Annotated in this window: 2 protein-coding genes and 1 pseudogene; 1 reads left to right on the top strand and 2 read right to left on the bottom strand. The window is 46.1% G+C overall.

Going from position 1 to position 905, the window contains the following annotated elements:
- Positions 1-11 precede the first annotated feature (11 nt).
- Positions 12-152, top strand: coding sequence for an integrase core domain-containing protein (locus ACO0LB_RS20455; RefSeq protein ID WP_423052524.1), 141 nt, complete (start codon positions 12-14; stop codon positions 150-152).
- A gap of 205 nt (positions 153-357) precedes the next feature.
- Here ACO0LB_RS20455 and ACO0LB_RS20450 read toward each other — a convergent pair whose 3' ends face one another.
- Positions 358-498 carry a hypothetical protein gene (locus ACO0LB_RS20450; RefSeq protein ID WP_423052522.1) on the bottom strand — a complete coding sequence of 47 codons (141 nt, stop codon included), beginning with the start codon at positions 496-498 and terminating at the stop codon, positions 358-360.
- A gap of 156 nt (positions 499-654) precedes the next feature.
- A pseudogene (locus ACO0LB_RS20445) lies at positions 655-905 on the bottom strand (phage tail sheath family protein); the annotation flags it as partial.

The following is a 905-nucleotide window of genomic DNA, read 5'->3' as shown; positions in this document are numbered from 1 at the left end:
GGTTTATATCGATGCACTACGCCAGGGTCATCATCGAAGAATCGCGTCAGGACTATAATGAGCAACGACCGCACAGTTCGATTGGCTATCTGACGCCGAATCAATTTGCAGACAGTTTTTTAACCGCGGACTCTAAATTGGTTTCGTACTAATTTGGGGGAGCAGGTCACTTGACCTTGCCAGACGTCAAAACAAATAGCATCAGTGCGCAACCGACAATTTTCTTCCGGCATGATGTAGTGTTCATAGCAAGTCCATACCTGATTAATGTGGATTAGAAAACTTGGGATTCTTCAGGAATTTCTCATCCGTCAAAAGTCCCCAGAAAATTGATCAGATCAATTTTTTCCTGTTCTGTCAGATTGATGGCGTGATCAAGTCGCTTTTGTAGGGATTGTTTCTGACGTCCCCAGCGTAGATACCAGTGGTGATCTGGCGGCCACCTGCTGCATAGAAGTCCAGCACTTCCTTTAAGCTGATGATGGAGCCGTCATGCATGTAGGGGGCAGGTCAAATCCAATCTAACCTGAAAATAAAATTTCAGTGAGGGCGGCACTGTAGCTGATTATGCTGATTCTTCGTCGGCCACGACACTTCTCGCTATTTGGAAACATCAGTAATAACACTATCATTCGTCTGCTGTTATCGCGTAGCTTACGATTTTTGCATTTGCTGCCGGAAGGTGATTTCGATAAATTCTGCCGGACGTGACAAGGCAACTAAAATCGTCATTTTCAACATCCCATCCAACATATCTTGCTCTGTCATGGTTTCGCCTAAACCGACAAAGACCGAAAACGCATCATCCGGACTAGCGCCAGCCAGACCACCTCGCTTCCAGATACTGGTCAGGAAATTGCGAGCCATGCTCTTAATGGTGATCCAGGTATTGGCGACGTTCGGTT

The organism is Undibacterium sp. SXout7W, from assembly GCF_049339385.1.
Lineage (GTDB): Bacteria > Pseudomonadota > Gammaproteobacteria > Burkholderiales > Burkholderiaceae_D > Undibacterium.
Note: the sequence above shows the minus strand (reverse complement) of the source record. Positions and strands in the feature narration are given on the sequence as shown.